This is a genomic window from Marinobacter sp. MIT930201 (assembly GCF_047122665.1).
In the GTDB taxonomy this organism is placed as follows: Bacteria; Pseudomonadota; Gammaproteobacteria; order Pseudomonadales; family Oleiphilaceae; genus Marinobacter; species Marinobacter salarius.
The window spans coordinates 3,581,711-3,598,359 of the sequence record NZ_CP138916.1; the positions used below are offsets into that span (position 1 = coordinate 3,581,711).

Here is a 16,649-nt window from a genome sequence, read left to right on the forward strand (position 1 = left end):
GCTTAATCCTTCGTCACGCGGTTGGCTTCCTCAAGACTGGTCACGCCCTCAATGACTTTTTTAAGGGCAGACTGCCGCAAGTTCGGGAAGCCTTCGGCCTGTGCCTGCTTTGCAATTTTAATCGAGCTCGCTTCTTCCATAATCATGTTCGCCAGCTCCTCGGTAATCTTGACCACCTCGTAAATCCCGACGCGGCCTTTATATCCACCATTGCATTTATCACAGCCCTTGGGACGGTACAACGTGAACCCTGTATCAATTTGTTCCTGTGTGAACCCCTCCGCTAAAAGCACGTCTTTGGGGATGTCGGCAGGTTGTCGACATGAATTACAAAGCCGACGGCCCAGTCGCTGGGCAATGATCAGGCTGACCGACGTGGCGATGTTGAAGGAGGGAACGCCCATGTTCATCATGCGCGTGAGCGTTTCCGCAGCACTGTTGGTGTGCAGGGTCGAGAGCACCAGGTGCCCTGTTTGTGCCGCATTGATAGTAATGGTCCTTTTCGGCCGGATGGCAATTCCCTGGCTAGCCGCTTCATTGAGATTCGTTTTGCTAGGTGGGCTTCTGTGGTGTCTGCTTTCCTGGGCTATTCCAGAGCTGGTTTTCGAGAAAACCATGATTCGTGGTCTGCATTCCGGTGGTTCCGGGCGTCTGCCGCTTTGGGTCGAAGCATGGGAAATGAGTTTGCAGAACTTCCCGTGGGGAATGGGAGCGCAGTCATGGCTCACTCACACCACTCTTACCAGTAACTATTTGGCTGCGCGGACTCTTGGGCATCCGCACAACATGTATCTGATGTGGGCGGCAGAGTATGGCTGGGCGTTGATAAGTTTGGTCGCTGTTCTCATTTGCGTGAAGGTGAAAAGGCTTATTTCGCTGCGCAGACTGATGGGGTCGGGCATGCAGGGGGCAGCCTCTTTGGTGGTCGCTTTTACTGCCTCATGTGTAGCGGGTCTTGCTCACGCTGGAGTTTCTGCAGTCTTTCTTGTTCCCGCCACAATGTCTGTAGCCTTGCTGGTGCTGGCTATTTTTTGGGCTTTATCGTTACCAATGGTCACGACTGATTCGGACTCGAAGATTATTAGCGGGGAGGTAAAACGTTGGGTCCGCCCGAGTATGCTGCTTGCACCTTTCGTATTATTTTTTGGTATTTTGTGGATACAGGAGGTTTGGCGCTATCACGAAGCGATGACGGAGGACTTGAGGGTTTATGTTGAAAGCCAGAATGCTCCTCTTTTGCCGCGCTTCTGGCTACATGGATTTTTCCCGCGCCCAATACCTGGTGAGGTTGGTCCGGGTTTTGCTGAATGAAGGTATGTCTCGATTTCTGGAATACGTAATATGATTGGAAAAAACAGCGGATTTACCTTGATTGAGCTCATGATTGTTGTGGCGATCGTCGGCATTATTGCGGCAATTGCCATACCAAGCTACCAGGGATATGTTATGCAGTCTCAGGTAAATCAAGCGCTTGGAGAGTTGTCGGCTTACAAAACTGCTGTAGAGGAACGCTTGTCCCAGAGCGGAGCATTGGTTAATTCTGATATTGGTTATTCCCCCTCACCGTTAACAACGGGTACAGCCGCTATCGATATCGCTGTGCTGAATCCTGACGGTTCTGGTCACATTGAGGTGACCATGGGGGGCAATGCGCACGGGAGTCTGACAGGTGTCGTCTTAAGGCTGGAGCGCTCCGTTACGGGGAGTTGGAGCTGTATTGTCGACACAAGTGGCGCCCCTGGATGGAGTGACCGCTATAGTCCGTCAGGCTGTGCAGTCATTTAAGTCTTGGCCGCTTCAAACTAGCACCTGACTTCGGTGCCCCAACCAAGAAGTCTTACAGATTTGCTTTCTATTGACGTTGCTCGCAACTGCTTCTCCGTGGGCGTGGGTGACGTATAGACTTTATGCAGATCGAGAGAGTTATTGTCAGCTAATACCCCTCCACCCCAGTATTTCCCTCGAACCTTCAATGAAAGGTGCCTCCGCATTAGTTTTGATGTGTTGCGTCACTATCGCCCATAATAGCGCAAACGTAATTGACCTGACGCAGGAAGCCGACCCTCATGCACTACAGCTCCATCCTCCCCGATGTCCTGAAAATCGCAGACGCCGCCAGCGAAAAGGTGCTCAGCATCTACATGACGGACTTCAAGGTCGATTTTAAGGCGGACGAGTCGCCGATTACTGCGGCAGACGTCGCCAGCCATCGGGTGATTGTGGCAGGCCTGCGAAACCTCAGCCACGATATCCCCGTGCTTTCAGAAGAGGGTGCAGAGATCCCCTGGAGCGAGCGCAAACAGTGGCGGCGCTTCTGGCTGATTGACCCGATTGATGGCACCAAGGACTTTACTCAGCGCACCGGTGAATTCACCGTTAACATCGCTTTGATCGAAAACGGCGAACCCATTCTCGGGGTCGTCACAGCGCCTGCGTTAAAAGAAGCCTACTGGGGCTTGAAAGGCGAGGGCGCCTACAAGCGGGACCGTACAGGCCGCACCCGGCGGATCAGTGTGGTTGAGCCCGGTGAGGCCAAGCGCGTTGTTGCCAGCAAGAATCACTTGAACGACGAAACCAAAGCTTTCATCGAAAACCTTGGCGCTCATGAGCTGGTGCAGGCTGGCAGTTCCCTCAAGTTCTGCAAGATTGCCGAAGGCCATGCGGACATTTACCCGAGGTTGGGACCAACCTGCGAGTGGGATACAGGTGCCGCCCACGCCGTGCTCTCGGCTGCCGGGGGCAAGGTCGAAACGCTGGAAGGCCGGCCTTTGCAGTACGGAAAGGAGGATGTGCTCAATCCCAATTTCATTGCCGCTGGTAACTGGTACAAATGACCTGGTACGCATTGCAGCACAAACCCAGCCAGGGTGATCGCGCCCTGACTCATCTGCAGAATCAGGACATCGCCTGCTTCTACCCGAAAATCACGGTGGAAAAAATCAAGGCTGGCAAGCGCACCAAAAAGCTGGAGCCATTGTTCCCCGGCTATCTGTTTGTGAACCTGGAGCAAACGGATCCCATGTGGGCCAAGCTACGCTCCACGAGAGGCATCCTGCGGGTCGTCAGCTTTGCCAATAAACCAGCCGCCATTTCGGACGATGTCATACAGCACGTTAAATACAGTCTGCACACCGTTGCAGAGCAGGGTGGCATCAAACCCGGTCAGGCCGTGGATCTGGAAGACGGGCCCTTTAAGGGTATCAGCGCCATCTTCCAGGCTTACGACGGCGAAGAGCGTGCCATTGTCTTGATCAGCTTCATGCAGAAGCAGCAAACGGTCAAAGTTCCCCTATCCACCCTCCACCCACGTAAGTCGGATTAGCGCAGCGTAACCCGACAAGCCAGCCCTAGCTCAAAGAGGAACTTTTGTTCACTTCTATTCGTTCTTCAAACGGTCATAATGTCATTAACGCTTAACAAACGATGGTTACGGAATGCTAGACCCCTCACAAGGGCCATCACGGCCTCAATACGATGACGAAATTAATCTGGTTGATCTGGCCAGGACGTTCCTCAGGCGAAGGCGGGTGTTCTACATCGTTTTTGTGGTGGTCTCTCTCGGAGGCGTGGCGTACGCGTTGTTTGCGCCCGAGAAACACGAATACGTCACCTTGGTGAAATTGGCTGAAAAGGCGAACGGGGATTTCATCGAGGAGCCTGGCACCGTCATCGCCGAACTGGACAGCCTCTGGGTGCCGGATCTGCAGGCCACCTATCACGCAGAAAATAGCAGAAACCTGCCTTTCAAACTAACCGCCAGTAACCCGAAGGATACCGGACTTGTTAGAATCGTTTCCGAAGCCTCGCCCCCCTTGGCAGAGCTTATAGAGAAGAATCATCGGAAGCTGATCGAACGGCTAAGCTCTGAACAAGAGCAGGCATTGTCTAGGCTGCGCAAGAGTCTTGAGAAGCAGATTGCGTCCCTGGATTCGACCATCAAAATGCTCGAAGAAGGGGAGAACACCGGCGATGCAATTGCGTCCGCTGTAGAAAAGCAGCTTGCACTGGAATCGGATCTGCAATCGTTGTCACCATTTGAGGCTCTGGTCGTTAGCAGGCAAAGCGGTGAAAATGCGGGCACGTCGAGAAGCCTGATTGTCGTGCTATCAATAATGCTAGGGTTGATGGCGGGGGTATTTATTGCGTTTCTCGCTGAGTTTATTGGCCTGGTTAGAAATCAGCTTGCTGGCGAGTGATCAAATTTATGAGCCTTTGACAATTCTTCATTTCAGCGCACCTGACAAGGGGCATGTCAGGGGCATTGTCACTTGCGTGTCATATAGGATGCCGTAAAATCGTCACGCTTTTGACACAGAAGCTTCATCAACCGACAGGGATACAGTTGGGATTAGGTTGTTCCCTCCGTGTTGCTCGTTTTTCCTGTCATTTTTCAGAAAGTTGCCGGTATATGACCTCAAAACACTGGACTCTGGTCGGTGGGGCGGTAGCGTGCCTGATTGCCGCCACGTATTCTTCTGCGGCCTTTTCGGCACCTTGGCTGAAACCTGGCGATAACCGTGCCCGCTTTGCCCTGCAAAAGCTGGCGGACCGGGGGCACCTGAACCGCACAACCTCCACCTGGCCGGTGATGATGGGTACTGTCCATAGTGGCTTGGGCCGGGAAACCGGTAACGATGCCCCAGCCATCGGCGGCCCATTGGCTTACCTGAAGTTCGAGATGGATGAACAGGGCCAGCAGGGCTGGCGAGCGGAATACGAACTGGGCGCAACCAGCGAACCGACCTTTGTAAGAGGCTTTCAGGCTGGCCCACGCGAAACAGCCGAGACCAGCCTCAATGTGCAATGGCAGGGTGAATCCTGGGCCTTCGGCATAAAACCAGGCCTGGCAGCCAACCCGGAAGACGACGATACATTTCGCCTGGACGGCTCTTACCTCGCTGCAACCGCCGGCAACTGGGTGTTTGGCGCTGGTGCCATCGACCGCTGGTGGGGGCCCGGGTGGCAAAGTAGCTTGATCCTTTCCAACAACGCTCGCCCCATGCCCGCAGTATGGCTGAACCGTAAGGACGCCGCAGAGCCGGAAACGAGCTGGCTGAAATGGATCGGCCCCTGGCAGTTCACCACTTTTGCCGGCCAACTGGAAAGCGAACGTGCGGTTCCCGAGGCCAAGATGATCGGCATGCGCCTGACGGTAAGGCCGATCGACGGCCTAGATATCGGCTTCTCCCGCGCGATCATGTTCGGTGGCGAAGGTCGGCCGGAAGGCGCCTCCACCATCTGGAACGCCCTGATCGGCCGAGACAATGGTCAACTGGAAGAGAACGACCCCGGAAACCAATTGGCCAGTATTGACGCGCGCTACGGTTTTTCCATCGGCGACCAGGCCATGGGCGTCTACGGCCAGATGATGGGCGAAGATGAGGCCGGTGCCTTTCCAGCTCGCAAATCCTGGTTATTGGGCACGGATTGGACCACTCAATTGTTAGAGAGTGACCAGCAATGGTTTGTAGAGTACGCCAACACGTTGGCCGATGACTTTCTGGGTAATGCCATGCCCAACATCACCTATACCCACTCCCGCTACCGCAGCGGCTACCGGCACAAGGGCCGCAATATGGCCTCCACCTTCGACGGCGATGCGGAAACCCTGACTTTGGGCGTATTTAACTTCTTCCCCGATGGCCGTAACCTGTCCGCATCCCTGGGTTATCTGGATCTCAACAAAGACGGTGCCAATCGCACCGTCATCCCGGACGACGATATTTTCTATAATGTGCCAGAAGGCGATCAGAAAGCCGCCATCGCCTCCGTGGGTTACGGCACACAATTTCTCAACGGCTGGCTGGACCTAACCGCCCAGGCCACCGATAAAAAAATTGAACTCCTAGGTGGCGAAAAGGACCAATGGTCTGTCGGCGCTGCCTGGCGCTACCGCTTCTAAAAAACGGATTTGACTAAGTGAACCTGACTAAACGACTACTGACGTCACTGGCGCTTGTATTGCCAGTAACTACCGCCGCCCAATCCATAAGCCAGTCCCAGATTGAACAATTCAAAAGCATGCCACGGGCCCAGCAGGAAGCCCTGGCCAGCCAGTATGGGGTGGATCTGGATTCCATTGCTGGCTCGGCGAGCCAGCAGAAGCAGCGGCCACAAAATGTAAACGTGGTAGAGCCGGTTGACGCCATATCCGATGAAGAAAGGGAGCGCGCCCGGCAAGAGCAGGACGACAACGATGAACAGGACCGCAAGAACGGCGGCCTGAAGCCTTATGGGTACGATCTGTTTGTTGGAAGCCCCACAACATTTGCGCCAGTGACGGAAATTCCCATTCCCAACAACTACACCTTGGGCCCTGGCGATGTACTGCGGGTACAGCTCTGGGGCAAGGAAAACCAGCAACTGGAATTGCCTGTTTCGCGGGACGGTACCGTGAGCTTTCCGCAGTCAGGCCCCCAAACCGTTGCAGGTCTGACGTTTGACCAAGCCAGACAGCAGATTAAGAAGCGGGTCTCCGAGCAGTACATCGGTGTGCAGGCCAGTGTTTCCCTAGGAGAACTGCGCAGCATGCGGGTGTTCGTGCTGGGGGAGGCCAGAAATGCCGGTTCTTATACCGTCAGTTCTCTCTCCACCATTACCAATGCCCTTTATGTGTCTGGCGGCATCAAACGTACTGGCTCCCTGCGTAAAATCCAGCACAAACGGGACGGAAAACTGGTCGGTGAACTGGATCTCTACGACTTGCTATTAGCGGGCGACACCTCCGACGATAACCGACTGCAACCTGGTGACGTCATCTTTATCCCACCCGTGGGAGATCGCGTAGGCATAGAAGGCGAAGTTTACCGCCCCGCGCTCTATGAACTAAAAAGTGACACCAATCTGCAGGAACTGGTCAATCTTGCTGGCGGCCTTACGCCCCAGGCTTACCCACAATTGGTACGCATTGAACGCAACAATGACGACTTCCTTCGCATCATTGCCGAAGCCAACCTCACTACCCAGAAAGGCAAGCAGGCGAGGGTACGCCCCGGTGACCGCATTGAAGTCGCCTCTATTTCCGATATTACCGGCCAGTACGTGGAAGTAAAAGGTGCGGCCACCCGCCCCGGCCGTTACGCCTGGGTGCCGGGCATGCGGGTAAGCTCCGTGATTCGTTCGCTGGACAACGATCTACTCAGGGAAGCGGACAAACGCTATGCGGCCATTGTGCGCACAGACCCGGAAACCGACACCGTATCGGTCATCAACCTGCGCCTGCGGCAAGCCCTGAATAACCCGGGCGGTGAGAATGATATTCGTCTGCAGGAGAAAGACCAATTCCTGATTTTTGCGGATGAAGGAAAGGTAAGCGCCAGGAGCGAAGACCAGAATGACAACGAGCGCAATCGCGAGGGAGCCAGGCGGCGGAACCAGGAACGATCAGCAAACGAAACTGGAATACAAGATGAAGACGACGAAGACTACAGCCGCTTCAGCAGAGAAGTGTTGTTTGCACCGGTGCTGCAAAGATTGAAAGCACAGGCCAAACCGGGCGCACCACAACAAACCATAAGGGTAACGGGCCCGGTACGATACCCCGGCGAATACCCCTTGCCAGCTTCCGGGAAAGTGGCCGATGCCATCTATGTCGCTGGCGGCTTGAAAGACTCCGCTTCTCTGTACACTGCCGAGCTGGCCCGCTTTGGCATAGACGATGAAGGAACTGGCGAAACCAAAGTTCACAATCTGGACCTGCAGGCCATTATGAAAGGCGTGTCATCGATAACACTCAAAAGCCGGGACCGCTTGCTGATCAAATCCATACCGGAGTTCGCCCAAGCCAAGACTATAGTGCTGAATGGTGAGGTACGCTACCCGGGCGAATACACCATCCGCAACGGAGAAACCCTGAGAGACGTGATCAAACGAGCTGGCGGCCTCACCGACAACGCCTTCCCCGAAGGCGCTATATTCACCCGGGAGAAACTCCGCCAGCTGGAGGCCCAGCGTCTACGTGAAGCCGAAGAGCGGTTACAGGGTGACTTGGTAGGCGTACAACTGGAAGGCGATGACTTTGGTGGCCAAAATGCGGAACGCACCAAGCAGGTCCAGGACCTGCTTGAAGAAGTGCAGGATTCACGCCCCGTCGGGCGAATGGTGATCAACCTAGCGGCGGTTGTGGGCAGCGACGACTATCAGCCCATTCGCCTTCAGGACGGTGACATCCTAACCGTGCCAATCATCCCGCAAGCGGTTAGTGTATTTGGTGAAGTCCAGTTCCCCACCAGTCACCTGCACAGCGCAGGGTTGACCGTGGATGACTACTTGGAACGCAGCGGCGGCCCAACCCGCCAGGCGGATGAGGAAAGGGTGTACGTAGTGAAGGCCGACGGCTCGGTAATGCTGCCAGAGAAAAGCCGCTGGTTCGGCGGGCGCAGCCAGCAATTGGCGCCGGGCGACACCATTATTGTGCCCATTGATGTGGACAGACTGAATCAGTTGGAGCTGTGGAGTAACGTGAGCCAGATCGTTTATCAGATGGCGCTGGGTGCAGCGGCTGTGGGGAACCTGTAATGACCCGTTACGAGCGTGTACCAGAACCGCCAGAGACCAGACATTACCCGGATGATGAGATTGACCTTCGGGAACTCTTTGCCACCCTATGGGTGGGTAAGTGGATAGTCATCCTGGTGACCATACTGTTCGCTGCAAGCGGCGTTGCCTATGCGCTTTACAAACCCGACATCTACCAAGCCAATGCTCTTCTAGCGCCTGCGGATGGAGATAATAGTGGCCGGCTTGGTGGACAGCTAGGCAGCCTGGCCAGCCTTGCCGGTGTAAACATAAGTGAGGACGGCTCCAGCAATACGGTTATCGCCAAAGAAGTGCTTCAGTCGCGGGTGTTTCTGACTGATTTCATTCGTCGCCATGAACTCGCGGCACAGCTAATGGCGACGGAAGCATGGAATATTCGACAGAGCAAATGGGTCTATAACCGGGAAATTTACAACCCAGAGACGAGAGAGTGGGGCACCGATGAAGACGGTGAGAGCTTGGAGCCAACCAACTGGGACCTCGTAAAGAAGTTCAAGCAAAGCCATCTAAGCGTAAGCGAAAATCAAGATAACGGCATGGTAACTGTGAGTGTTAAAAGCCTTTCGCCGGTGGCTGCAAAACAATGGACCGAATGGCTGGTAAAAGACATAAACGAACACATGCGAGCCCAGGATATCGAAGACGCAGAAGCCAGCATTAATTATCTGGAAGCCAAGCTGGATGAAACCAACATCGCCGGCATGCAACAAGTGTTTTATCAGTTGATAGAAAGTGAAACACGAACGGTGATGCTGGCAAACGCGCAGCAAGAATACGTCTTCAAAACCGTAGACCCGGCTGTGGTTCCCCAAGAAAAGAGCGAACCGAAGCGTGTTCTTATAGCTGTCGTGGTGACCATGGTTGGCGGTATGCTCAGTGTATTCATCGTATTCGTTCGAGCCATGCTGCGCAGTGGCAAAGAGCCTGAGCTCACGCGTAAAGGATAAAACGACTTTAGACGGTATTTAAAAGTCAATGACTATTTCCGAAAGCCGTACATCGGTCAGAGCAAAACGAAACTCGGCTCTGTATACCGGACGCAACGTCTTTCTTGCAAATGAAAGTACGTAGTACCGTTTGGCAAACTCAAATCGTGCAACAATGGCGAGTCTCCTAGCGGCCCGTCCTGCCAGCAAACAACCAAAGGCCAAGTCCTAATTAAGAGGGCTTATGCCTCATTTACTCCTAACTCATAGGCACCAATGTTCAGCCAATTAAAAGAGCTCTACTCCTTACTAACGATCGACCAACGGAAAAAGCTCATACGTCTGCAAATCCTGGTCGTACTTATGTCTTTCGCCGAGATCGCTGGCGTCGTCTCCATCGGCCCGTTTATGGCCTTGGTAGGGGAAATCTCCCAGTTGGAAGGGGAAGGCTTCCTGGCAGAAATTTATCGCGGTACCGGCTTGGAAAGCCCACGCGACTTCTTGTTTTGGCTGGGCATTTTTATTGTTTTGTTTCTCGCACTGGCCACGTGTATTTCCATGTTCACTATCTGGCGCCTATCCATGTACGGTGCGCAGGTAGGCGCGGAATTGGCCAACCGCTTGTTTCGGCACTATGTGCAACAACCGTGGCTTTTTCACGCTACCGGTAGCAGCAGCCAGCTAACGAACCGCATCGCTCAGGAAGTACAGAGAATCACAAACCAAATCATTAACCCGCTGATGCAAATGAATGCGAAGCTGGTCATGGCTCTGTTCATGGCGGTGGCCGTTTTTCTTTACAATCCCGCTGTAGCAGTCTCTGGCCTGGTGATTTTTTCTAGCGCCTATTGGCTGCTGTATAAGGTCGTGCGCCGCCGCCTTATTTGGAATGGCCGCTCGATAAGCGAAGCGCAGCAAATGCGCTTCAAACTTATGGGTGAAGGCTTTGGAGGCATTAAAGATGTCTTGCTACTCGGCCGGCAAGACGGTTTCACAAATCGCTTCAAAACCGCCTGTGACAAATATGCTGCTGCTCAGGGTGCTAATATGGCGTTGGCGCAAGCTCCCCGCTACGCGATGGAACTAGTAGCATTTGGAAGTGTAATATTTTTGGTTTTGTACCTACTCGGGACCCATGAGGGTAATTTGGGCGCAATCCTCCCGGTATTATCCGTCTATGCTTTGGCCGGAATGAAAATGTTGCCTGCGTTCCAGCAAGCATACGCTGGGCTATCCCAAATCAGAGGTAATTTAGCGGCGTTTGACACTGTCCGCGACGATCTCCGGGCTAGCAGTCTGGAGTCAGCTAGAGCAGTCGCGCAATCGAATGAACGCCTGGTCCCGCAGCAGGAGGTACGCCTGAGCAACGTACTATTCAGGTACCCTGGTAAAGAGGAACCCGCGCTCAACAATATCGACATGCGAATTCCCGCCAATGGTGTAATTGGTTTGGTTGGTGCCTCTGGGTCTGGTAAATCTACCGCCATCGATTTGCTACTAGGACTTATTGAGCCACAGGAAGGAAGTTTGTTCATCGACGGAGAGCCGCTTACCAATGAGAAGCGTCGGGCTTGGCAAAATACAGTCGGCTTTGTACCGCAATCAATATTTCTGGCGGACAGCTCCATTAGAGAAAATATCGCTTTTGGCTTGCCTTTCGACGCAATAGACGAAGAGAGCGTCAGACGAGCCGCTAAAATGGCCCACTTGGACGAGTTATTAGCCGAGCTCCCGCGCGGGTTAGATACAGAAGTAGGGGAGCGAGGTGTTCAGCTCTCGGGCGGCCAAAAACAGAGAATCGGAATCGCCAGAGCTCTATATAACGATGCCGATGTGTTGGTACTGGACGAGGCGACAAGCGCGCTGGACGGCATCACCGAAAAGCTCATTATGGACGCCATTCATGATTTTTCGGGCAAGAAAACCATTATTATGATTGCCCACCGTCTAGCAACAGTGCGCCAATGTGAAACTATCTACTTATTGGAGAAAGGTGAATTGACGGATCACGGCTCTTATAACGATCTCGCGTTGAGAAGCCCGATTTTTCGACGCATGGCAGACAACGCCTAATCTAGCGTCATAGCCAGTTCAAGCGAATAGCCTAATTTGGAACAAATCTCTCAAAACGCCGAGAAATAGTAAATGAAAAAATGTCCCATATGTAATTCAGCTAGCCTGACTGTTATCCGGCAGCATTCTAGCCAAGAGGCGGCGATGCATGTATTGGAGGGAAATCAAGATAAAACTCTTTTAACAAAGGTTTCTCAATACATTGAAAATATTATTTGGGAGAGTGAATCAGCATTTTACAAACACTGTAATGAATGCGGCTTCGAGTTTTCTTCACCATTCAAGGCAGCGGATTCTCATCTCTATAACATTTTGTATTCCCAATCAAAAATAGATCAGCCATTCTGGAAATGGGATTTTCAAGAGGCCTTCAAGCTCATACCAAAGGAGAGTGGCCAGTTTAATCTATTGGATATCGGCTCAGGGTCCGGTCATTTTTTGAAAAAAATTGATGAATGTTTTTCAGGAAAGGCTCAGCTATATGCCATTGAGTATTCGGACGAGTGTCGTAAATACCTATCTGATTTTGGCGTCAGTTCGTACTCCAGTCTTCAGGGAGTTAAAGAGCTAGGGCCAGATTCCCTTGACTACGTTTGCATGTTTCAGGTTTTGGAACACATTGATGATTTCAACAGCTTGTTGAAACTTGTCCGGGATAGTCTGAAAGACGGCGGCCTTCTGATTATAACGGTTCCTAACTTTCTACAAAGAAAATTATATGATCAGGCAGGTGTGCACGAAGACATGCCACCTGTTCATATCAGCCGATTCAGTCAACAATCTTTGAGAATCTTGGCTAAAAATAATGGCTTTAAAGTGAATTTTTACCAAGTGGAGAAAAGCAAAGGTTATAGAAGAGTTTTACGGTTTGCATACATGGCGCTGAGACATAATGAATTTTATTTAAAAACAAGGAATATTTTCTCGAGTCGCGTCACAAAAAAGATTGCTACTGCTATATTTTTGTTAGTCACCGTGGTGCGTAATGCTTCCTGCGTAACAAAGCTGGCGTTCAAAAAACAAACGGGTGTTAGCCAGATGATCATTCTGGAAAAATGACACTTCATAATTAAGTGCGAGATATAAGAGTACGAATAATTTCAACTTATATTCCTTACCTTATGCAGAGAGTTTAGGAAAGTCTATCGCAATGAATGAAAAGAGCCGAAAAAAGGTCGTGTTTCTGCTGGTGCCGCCAAATTTTTTCGGCCATCGGCATTTTCACGAACGTAAGTTAGCAGCCCTGAGAAGTGTAAAAGTGTCGGCAAAGGCAGTAGCATTTGTGCCAGAGAGTTTGTTTCAGGCTAGGAAAGAAGCTTATAAATCAGTGAATTCAGATGATTTCGATATTGTTACCTATAAAAGAAAGATTTCTAAATCATTTTTAATGGCGAAATATTTTTATCGGGAGTTGGCATTAAAAAGGCATGTAATAGTTCATGCTCTCAGAGAGACCACGGTGCCCCTGATAATTCTTAGAAAATGTCTTTTCTTAAGCGCTAGGTTAAAAATAGCCCAGGAATTTGAGGGCGATAATAGATCGGAGTTCATCTATAACAAAGAGTTTTGTGATCCTGACCGTCCTCCAGACTATCCTAAAAAATTATCTAATGTCATAAAGTATAAAATTATTGCATTCTTTGATTTTTTCAAAGCACAGAATGCCGATGCTTTGATACTGATGTCGAAAGAACATGCCGAGCTATGGACCCAGCGCCTTGTTGGCAGGAAGAAGATGTTCATTTTTCCCACTTTGCCTCTTCCAGATGATGTTTTCTTTGACCGAAATGCTCGTGCGGAAATCCGGAAAAATCTCGGTGTTGATGACAAGATTATATTTGTGTACGTGGGCAATGTAACCTGTACATGGCAGAGGCTCTCGGGAATGTTCAAAGTTTTTAAAGAGATTTCTGAAGTTTACCCGACAGCCAGATTCCTAGTGCTCACTCGAGTCGAAGATTTCAAGCTCGTGAAAGATGAGGCCAAGAATTTCAATGTCGAGGATCGGCTTGTTTTAAAAAATGTACCTCATGAAGAAGTCTATAAATATTTGTCGGCTTCTGACCTAGGTCTATTCCTCCGACATAGTCATATAATGAATAAGGTTGTCACCTCCGGAAAGCTTGGTGAATATTTGGCTTCCGGCCTTCCCGTTGTAACCACGGGTGCTAACTCACGCAATCTGAATGACTTCATTAAAATGAACGATATGGGAGTATTTGTAGATGATAATTTAGGCACGGACGTGGAGATAGAGGAAAAAATAGAGCATATCGTAGCTAATTTGCCAGATTATTCAGAACGAAATGCTTTAGCAGTAAGTTTTCACGAGAGTATGAATTTAACGAATGTTGTGAACATCGACTATCCTAGATTTTTAACAGAGTTATAAAGTTCCAGATTGTTTTGTAATCAAATCGGTTTTCTGAGGTTTATAAGCCCGCTTAGGGGGTGAAATCTATGAAAGATACTTTATCCATTTTGTTCAGTGGTGATTTTGCTCCTTGTCGAGCGTTCGAAAATCCTGTACTTGAGAAGGAGGAGCAAGTTCTAGGCGATGCGTTGCCGTTGATTCAGAGCGCTGACTTGGCATTTGTAAATCTGGAATGCCCCCTCACCAACAGCAATGATCCGATAAGTAAAGATGGTCCAGTTTTAAAGGCTAATCCGGAGTGCATAAGCGCAATAGGCGCCTTTTCTGTTGTGGGGTTAGCGAATAATCACATCCTGGATTACGGTCAAGACGGATTAAGAAGCACCTTGGATGCCTGCGCATCGATCGGCCTGCCAACGGTGGGCGCGGGGGCGACGATCACTGAAGCGCAGAAGGTCTTCATTAAAGAATTGGACGGCGTTAAAGTTGCCGTCATAGCTATTGCAGAACACGAATTCAACCAATCTGAATGCGGCGGTGCTGGTTCTGCACCGATCGACCTTGTTGATAATTACCATCAGATTCAAACCGCTAAATCACTCGCTGACATAGTCATTCTTACATTGCATGGCGGGAACGAATACCTCCCCTATCCTCGGCCCCGTCACCGGAAGATGTTGCAGCATTTCATAGATCTGGGAGTCGATGCGGTGCTGTGTCACCATCCGCACGTCCCTGGTGCTTATGAGCTTTATAAAGGCAAGCCTATCGTTTACTCCTTGGGAAATTTTTTATTTGACCACGGGAATCCTCCAAAAGATTGGAATTTTGGATACATGGCGAAACTTATTTTTGATGTGGAGAGCAAGGCGTTCGCCTCAATTGAACTAATTCCATACGAGCAATCAGTTCAGCTCGGTGGAGTAAGGCTACTGAAAGGTGACAGAAAAGAAGAGTTATTGAGAAAGGTTGAGCATTATCGTGAGAAGCTTGGAAATGAAAGCGAGTGGCTGCAAGAGTGGGATTCTTTCGTAAGAAAGAAAGCAGACGGTTACCTCTTGAAAATGTTTTTTCCGTTCACAATGAGAGGATTGAACTTTTTATCGCGCTATATCCCCATAACACGAATTTTCTATAACAAACGAAATAGCCTGTCCAAGCTTAATTTGCTGCGTTGTCAGTCCCATAGAGAGTTGCTGATATACTCTCTTGAATCTCGAAGTACATCCCGCAATGATTAGTTCGTTTTCTCCGGGGGAGAGCCCTATAAAGTTGCAGGGAGACTTGGCGGGAGAGCACCCGATATACCTTTACTGGCCCAAAGACCGGTCAAGATTGGTTTATAGCCGTTCGATCACAACGCTATTGGACGATAGCCGCGTACCCAAGCCGCTTGCTTTCTCAAACGAGGGCATGTCGTTCATGCTCCAAAATGGCGTAGCCCCGCCACCCCGGACATCGTATGAAGAAATATACATTCTGGGAATCGGGGACGAGGCAAAGATTTTCAGTCGTGGCGACATGGTGGAAGTTGAGTTTACTCACGACTTTCCGTTTTCGAACCGTAACCGTTGTTTAGCGGGAGAAATGGATCCAGATGAGGACAAGATCCTCGAGATGCTGGCGACCGCAACCATCAGCCGGATAGACCCACGGCGCCCAAGCTTTCTGTTTCACAGCGCAGGTAAAGACAGTAACAGTATAGCTTTGGCTCTCGCTGAAGCTGGCTGGCAAAAACACGTAACCCTCATAACGCATAAGTCAAAAGGGCAGGCTGACGAAAGCGAAATCTCGGCTAAGTTTGCCAAGAAGTTGGGATTCAAGCATCGCATATTGCAAGAGGTGGATCAGCTCCAACCACTGCACCATCAATCGATTGATCACTACTTTGCTAATGCTCCGTTTCCTTGTACCGATAATGTGACACTGGCGTACCCGCTTTATGCGGTCCAAATACCGGAATTGCAGGAAGCGAACTTAATTGACGGCGGCGGCAACGATTCATATATGGCTACGCCACCTACTGAGCGCGAATTAAAGACCAATGAACTCGCAAAGCTCACCTCAAGATTGCCGGTTCTTCGGAATTACATCAAATCTGAGAGCATGCTTAATTCGTTGTTGAAAACCCCGGCAGAGTGGTGGGGTATGACGGGCTTTAGCTTGGCAGATGCCAACAGAATATACCCCGGCAATGTACCTGTTTATTCTTATTGGCAGAACGAATCGAAAATTCGTAAGGACTGGGATGTTTATGATTTTAAAACCGATGTTCTAACAACCCGAACTGCCGCAGAAGTGCATATTCGCAAAGTGAGAAATTTTTCTGACACAATCGGTTCCAAACTGATTTTGCCATTCTGTGATGAAAAAATAGCCGATTATTTTGCCAAGCTTCCCGAACCCTACTTATTTGATCGTAAGACGTTAAAGAATAAGTTGATTTTAAGAAAAATCATCAACGAGAAAATGGGTCTCGACTCAGACAAAGTAGGTAAAAAAGGCTTTTCCTACGACTCACGTAGTGTGGTGCTTCAAAATTGGGAAGTGATCATCCGGGAGATTTACGACTGTTCGTTATGGAGTCGAGCAGGGGTGGAAAGAGTAATTACGCGATTGAAGCATACCGTAGAGGCCAGTTCCCGGTACTCACCCCTAGCAGCAGAATTAATTTATCGAATTTATTTAATATCAAAACACAGTTCAAAAAATAAATACTGTTAGCTTCAGAATCAATA

General features: G+C 50.4%; 13 protein-coding genes and 1 pseudogene. 13 read left to right on the top strand and 1 reads right to left on the bottom strand.

Annotated features, from left to right (window positions below; translation table 11 throughout):
• Positions 1 to 2 precede the first annotated feature (2 nt).
• Positions 3 to 494, bottom strand: a pseudogene (locus tag SIC19_RS16325) (ATPase, T2SS/T4P/T4SS family); the annotation flags it as partial.
• Between SIC19_RS16325 and SIC19_RS16330 the strand changes: the two are divergent.
• The 13 genes from SIC19_RS16330 (at position 493) to SIC19_RS16390 (ending at position 16,635) form a co-directional block, all read left to right on the top strand.
• Positions 493 to 1,311, top strand: a complete 819-nt coding sequence (locus SIC19_RS16330) for an O-antigen ligase family protein (RefSeq protein ID WP_412535540.1) — start codon at positions 493 to 495, stop codon at positions 1,309 to 1,311. The pseudogene SIC19_RS16325 and the gene SIC19_RS16330 overlap by 2 nt on opposite strands.
• Before the next feature lie 30 nt (positions 1,312 to 1,341).
• On the top strand, positions 1,342 to 1,785 hold the full coding sequence (locus SIC19_RS16335) for a pilin (RefSeq protein WP_075196486.1): 444 nt from the start codon (positions 1,342 to 1,344) through the stop codon (positions 1,783 to 1,785).
• 281 nt (positions 1,786 to 2,066) lie between these two features.
• On the top strand, positions 2,067 to 2,834 hold the full coding sequence (cysQ, locus tag SIC19_RS16340; protein ID WP_278367181.1) for a 3'(2'),5'-bisphosphate nucleotidase CysQ: 768 nt from the start codon (positions 2,067 to 2,069) through the stop codon (positions 2,832 to 2,834).
• Complete coding sequence (gene rfaH, locus SIC19_RS16345; RefSeq protein WP_278367180.1) at positions 2,831 to 3,322, top strand: transcription/translation regulatory transformer protein RfaH; 492 nt, start codon at positions 2,831 to 2,833, stop codon at positions 3,320 to 3,322. Before cysQ ends, rfaH begins: the two co-directional genes overlap by 4 nt.
• 205 nt (positions 3,323 to 3,527) lie before the next feature.
• Positions 3,528 to 4,196, top strand: a complete 669-nt coding sequence (locus tag SIC19_RS16350; RefSeq protein WP_412535541.1) for a lipopolysaccharide biosynthesis protein — start codon at positions 3,528 to 3,530, stop codon at positions 4,194 to 4,196.
• A 212-nt stretch (positions 4,197 to 4,408) separates the two neighbouring features.
• Positions 4,409 to 5,902, top strand: a complete 1,494-nt coding sequence (locus SIC19_RS16355) for a capsule assembly Wzi family protein (protein WP_278367178.1) — start codon at positions 4,409 to 4,411, stop codon at positions 5,900 to 5,902.
• A gap of 17 nt (positions 5,903 to 5,919) precedes the next feature.
• Positions 5,920 to 8,517: an SLBB domain-containing protein gene (locus SIC19_RS16360; protein WP_278367177.1), complete on the top strand. Its 2,598-nt coding sequence runs from the start codon at positions 5,920 to 5,922 to the stop codon at positions 8,515 to 8,517.
• Positions 8,517 to 9,485, top strand: coding sequence for a Wzz/FepE/Etk N-terminal domain-containing protein (locus SIC19_RS16365; RefSeq protein ID WP_278367176.1), 969 nt, complete (start codon positions 8,517 to 8,519; stop codon positions 9,483 to 9,485). Before SIC19_RS16360 ends, SIC19_RS16365 begins: the two co-directional genes overlap by 1 nt.
• Before the next feature lie 255 nt (positions 9,486 to 9,740).
• Positions 9,741 to 11,537, top strand: coding sequence for an ABC transporter ATP-binding protein (locus tag SIC19_RS16370; RefSeq protein ID WP_278367175.1), 1,797 nt, complete (start codon positions 9,741 to 9,743; stop codon positions 11,535 to 11,537).
• Positions 11,538 to 11,609: 72 nt separating this feature from the next.
• Entirely contained in the window at positions 11,610 to 12,596 is a 987-nt protein-coding gene (locus SIC19_RS16375) for a class I SAM-dependent methyltransferase (RefSeq protein WP_278367174.1), read from the top strand.
• 91 nt (positions 12,597 to 12,687) lie between these two features.
• Positions 12,688 to 13,929, top strand: a complete 1,242-nt coding sequence (locus SIC19_RS16380) for a glycosyltransferase (protein WP_278367173.1) — start codon at positions 12,688 to 12,690, stop codon at positions 13,927 to 13,929.
• 68 nt (positions 13,930 to 13,997) lie between these two features.
• Positions 13,998 to 15,152, top strand: coding sequence for a CapA family protein (locus SIC19_RS16385; RefSeq protein WP_278367172.1), 1,155 nt, complete (start codon positions 13,998 to 14,000; stop codon positions 15,150 to 15,152).
• A gap of 181 nt (positions 15,153 to 15,333) precedes the next feature.
• On the top strand, positions 15,334 to 16,635 hold the full coding sequence (locus SIC19_RS16390; RefSeq protein WP_412535542.1) for an asparagine synthase-related protein: 1,302 nt from the start codon (positions 15,334 to 15,336) through the stop codon (positions 16,633 to 16,635).
• The last annotated feature ends 14 nt before the right edge of the window (positions 16,636 to 16,649 follow it).